At 50.2% G+C, this 4,489-nt stretch carries 3 protein-coding genes; all 3 read right to left on the minus strand.

Annotated elements, in window-relative coordinates; genetic code table 11:
- Positions 1 to 18 precede the first annotated feature (18 nt).
- Positions 19 to 2,532: an SLBB domain-containing protein gene (locus ACY692_RS14205; protein ID WP_462326038.1), complete on the minus strand. Its 2,514-nt coding sequence runs from the start codon at positions 2,530 to 2,532 to the stop codon at positions 19 to 21.
- A gap of 187 nt (positions 2,533 to 2,719) precedes the next feature.
- A complete protein-coding gene (locus ACY692_RS14210; RefSeq protein ID WP_462326039.1) occupies positions 2,720 to 3,073 on the minus strand; it encodes a hypothetical protein in 354 nt (117 codons plus the stop codon).
- A gap of 35 nt (positions 3,074 to 3,108) precedes the next feature.
- Positions 3,109 to 3,945 carry a hypothetical protein gene (locus tag ACY692_RS14215; RefSeq protein WP_462326040.1) on the minus strand — a complete coding sequence of 279 codons (837 nt, stop codon included), beginning with the start codon at positions 3,943 to 3,945 and terminating at the stop codon, positions 3,109 to 3,111.
- Positions 3,946 to 4,489 lie beyond the last annotated feature (544 nt).

Genomic DNA, 4,489 nt, shown 5'->3' on the forward strand with positions numbered 1-4,489 from the left:
GCTTACCAGCTGTCCTTCTTACATGACCGCAAGGGCCACTCCTGCCGTTGTAGCGATCTTGAACACGATATCTGAAATATCCTTGATCAACCGAAGGTAGGGGACCCGTTCCAGATCCTCTGGCACGATGATCGTGTCTCCGGGCATGAGCTTCGTGCTGTCGAATCTACTGAACATGGACCCCGTCTGGGACTTGGAGAGCACTTCACCGTTTGCTCTAAGAACATACATAAAGTCCTCGTCCGCGGTTTTGGTCGGCCCCCCGGATTTTACCACATAGGACTCCACATCGAGCTTCGGCTGGTACAGATAGGCGCTGGGAGAGTAGACCGAGCCCATGACCGCCACGAAGTTGGGACGTTTGGGTATCGTCAGGGCATCCCCGTCTTCAAGTTTGAAATCATAGACAGAACCTTTGAAAGACTGGAGGTCGGAAAGAACTATTGAGACACGCCCTTCCGGTTTGATCGCGGTGAGCTTTTTGATAAATCCCTGTACGGCCACCTGGTTTGCCTGGGCAAGGGCGGTTTCATCCTTGCTTACGGCTGTTTGCGCCTGCTCGGCCACGACCTGGTTGGCCCTGATTTCGAGTTCCTGGATCAAATCCTTGAGACTTTTTTCCTGAATGGCCCTTGATTTGGGGGAGGTGAATTTTGCACCATAAAAATAGGCGTCTTTGGTGAAACCGCCCGCCCTTTGGATAAGGTCTGAGAGCCGTTCACCATCCTTGATGGTATAGGTTCCAGGGTAAAGGAACTCACCCGTCAGCGCGACCGTTTTAACCCGGTCTGCGTCCTTGACTTGCGGAATGAACACGGAGTCAAGGGGAGCGAGCTTGAAATCGGGATTTTTGGCGTATGAAAGGCGGATATGCTCGGCCTCAACGCGGTCACCCTTGATATGTTGTCTTGAAAGCTCGATATTGTTTATCCTAGCCCCGATTTTTTCTCGTCCCGCCATGGAGAAGAGGTCCTCAAGGGTCATTCCCTCCTGGAAAATATACGATCCGGGTTGCCACACCGCTCCACGGATGGATACGTTGTATCCTATTCCGTACTCCTGTCGGGATAGGATCTGTATCCGGTCGTAGGCGCGCAATTCCTGATCAAAGGAGCGGTCGAGCACTTTCTGCAGAGGAAATGAGGTCGTGGTATAATGCGTAGAAACGGGATCATATCTGTGCAAAAGACCGTAGTCGAGGATGGCCTCGGGCTTTATCAATTCCGGAGAGACGAGAATATCGCCAAGTTTGATGCCCGGAACGAAATTGTACACATCGGGACGCCAGACATGGCCTTCAAGGCGGACGACCTTGGGCTTGGATGACAAAACATACTTGAACTCCAGAAGATCGCCATCCTCAAGGGCGATATCTCTCCATTCAGGATTTTTGTTTGTTTCGATATCGTAGACAAGGAATTCGTCATTCTCTTTGTATCTTCGAACGTACAAACGTCCAGTTAACCCCTGTGGCAAAATGCCACCAGCCAAATCTACAAGATCGCCGATATCCGTTTCCTTGTGCAGTTCATAGATTGCAGGATTGGCAACCGCTCCGGCAATGGCAACGGTTTTTCCAATCCTTGGAACAAAGATCACGTCTCTGTTTTTAAGGATGACATCTGCTTTACGCGCACCTTGCAGAATAAGATCGTACAAATCTACAGGGATTTTCTTCCCGCTGCGGAGGAGGTAAACTTGGCGAAGACTACCTTGTTTTGTGATACCACTTGCCGATACCAGCCCGCCAAGGACGGTCGAAAAAGCAGGCACAAGATGCAATCCCGGTTGATCTACTTCTCCGAGCACATACACCTCTACCGTTCGCAACTTCTCCAGCGAAACGCTGACATTTATCCCTTGGATGTATTTTTCAGCTTCACTCTTGATAATCTTCTCGACCTGCCCATAGCGCACGCCTGCAACTGGGACGATTCCGATCTTCGGGACATTGATGGTTCCGTCTTTTTTGACGAACCCCTTGAATTCAGCGTCGAGGCCCGAACCCCATATCCTAATACTCAACTCGTCATTGGGGCCAAGAACGTATCTATCATCCGGAACGGCAAGTTTGGAAGGGACAGCAGTTGAGGAGGAAAAGAGGTTGTACCCAAACTGGTTCAGGGACCTGGCTGAACTGACAGCGTAATTGTTCCGGTAAAGGTTTTCGAGAACCGAGGTACCACCCGAGCGGGTTTCAAGTACATCGGGTTGCTTGTTTTTCTGATCAGATTCCGGGACATCCGCTCCACTCTCTTGCCCGGTTTCTAAAGCGGTCGTGCCTTCCAACTGTGCACGCACATCCGCGGGAAGATTTTGGATCATTTCAGGGGAAATGTTCTGCTCGATAGTTGCAGAAGAAAGCCCTTCGGGGATTGCTGGAGTCCCTCCTCCCTGACCAGATAGAGCGGCCTTAGCTTGGGCAGCACTGATATTTCCCACTGCAGGACTCCCTGGTCCGGCAGGTGCCAGCACCGGAAGGCAAAAAAGCAAGCACACGGCGAAAAAAAGGATGCGTCTAATGGTATTCATAGCTGTTTGTCTGCTCGAGAGATGTTTGGTTGCCACTCAAATTGGTTTCGATGATTGTCATACCCGGGTACTATTTCTGGTATGGCCGATGAATGGTATTCTCGGCCCCTGCAGATTTTCGGCTGCACACAAAAAACAGGCTGCTCACGCAGCCTGTTTGAAAAACGTCTGGAAAACTATACGTTAGCTAGTCTCCACCGTGACCAGTGTGACCGTGGCCACCATTGTCGTCGTCACTGCTCATAGCCACCGCAGCTGCAGCCGCTCCGACAACAACAGCTCCCGCTACAAGAGCCGTGGTTGCTGAGATGCCGGCACCGGCAGCGGCCGCCCCGGCACCGGCAGCGGCCGCCCCGGCACCAGCCCCGGCACCTGCACCAGCCCCGGCACCTGCACCAGCTCCGGCACCTGCAGCAGCTCCGCCTTCAGCTGCTGCCCCGGCCCCGGCACCTGCGCCTGCGCCTGCTCCGGTTGCGGCCATGAGAGGCGAGCCAAATGACAACATCGATAAAACAACCAAGAACGCTACCAAATTTTTCATAATTCCACCCCTTCTGTTGTAAGTTATCACCAAAATTAAAATAGTTTTTTCCAATCTGATTGTATAGCCTGTGCGCCAAGACCTTCAATCCAGCCGGCATAGTCCTCAGAAAAATACTTCATGGTCTCAAACTGTTTCCGATCCAGCCGGAGCCCTTTGGGTGGCACGGCTCTATCTCTCGGCAGAGGTCGCGTAGCGACAAGAATGATCCTCTGGCGTGAAGAAAGATTAAGATAGGCTCCAATGCCTCCGACCCAATCACTGCCGACTTGACCAAAAAAACTAGTCCAGTCTATTGCATCTTCCTTGGTGCTTTTGTCAAACGAAAAATATGGTTCCTTGACGGGATATCGTTGTTTTTCAAAAGACAGGCTCCCGCTATCCTGGAATAAAATATTTATAAACACGCTGTCTGGACCTTGAAAAAGTGCCGAAGACGTTTGGGTCGGACCATAGGCAAATGATTCTTGTTTTAGGAGTCGGAAGCCCGGTGGCAGGGCTATCGAGCAATCAAAGCCCGAGATAATCCCACCACTGACGGTAAAAAAGTTGGGACCGGTCTCAGCCTTTTTTTGCTTTGGGTTTTTGTTTGTGTCCGGAGCGTTGGTCGTCCATCCTTTGGAAAACATACACCTGTCAAAGGCCTTGGCGTAAACTTCGTTATTCAGTGATCTGCCGGAGACCGAGCGTTCCATGGACAATGTTTTGGCAACCCTCTCACATTCCACGCAATCTACATCATAGTCACCTTGATAATGACCTGGTTTATACCAAATATGATCATGACTTGCGCAGCCGGACATGATAAATATAACTACTGCACTTTGTACTAAAGCCCTAAGAAGGTCAACCAGGTTAGCGTCTTTCAGCATAGTAAAACACTATCACTACATAATATGTTCAGCACTTTCAATATCCTCGCCCGTCCCAATAAGAGAAAGCCAACCCCGATAAAAGCTTGTTGGAAAATCCTCTGTTTTTTGAAATGATTTCAATACACGAGAGAGCACGGAAGTCAACCCGGCCATCGTCTGTTCCTGGAGAAAAACCATGCAAGCCATTTTTTTCAGTCATATCAGGCAGGTAATGTGCCTATCCGCACCGTATGCTATCGCCGCAATCCTCTGGCCTTTTTTTCGGTGAATTCCAGAAAAGCCGACAACTTTCCTGAAACTGGCTGGACTCCGCCTTGGTTTTTTTACCCTCCGCAAAAAATCCAAGCCCTACCATGCAGCGGCAAGGACGAGCGTTGGTCAAAAAAAAATCGAAAGAGCAGATTATCAATTTTTACAGTGGGTGAGAGAATGTATGGACCCTGAATCCGGATAAACGGGACTGTATGGCTGTGGGGGATAACCCTACCATCGACGGGACAATGGTGCGGAAAAAAGTAGGTTGATTTTATCAAAATTTTGG

The sequence above is a fragment of the Desulfoplanes sp. genome, from assembly GCF_054921335.1.

Excerpts from the sequence above, each read along its gene's own strand:
- ACY692_RS14205 (WP_462326038.1), bottom strand. The coding sequence starts at position 2,532 with ATGAATACCATTAGACGCATCCTTTTTTTCGCCGTGTGCTTGCTTTTT.
- ACY692_RS14210 (WP_462326039.1), bottom strand. The coding sequence starts at position 3,073 with ATGAAAAATTTGGTAGCGTTCTTGGTTGTTTTATCGATGTTGTCATTT.
- ACY692_RS14215 (WP_462326040.1), bottom strand. The coding sequence starts at position 3,945 with ATGCTGAAAGACGCTAACCTGGTTGACCTTCTTAGGGCTTTAGTACAA.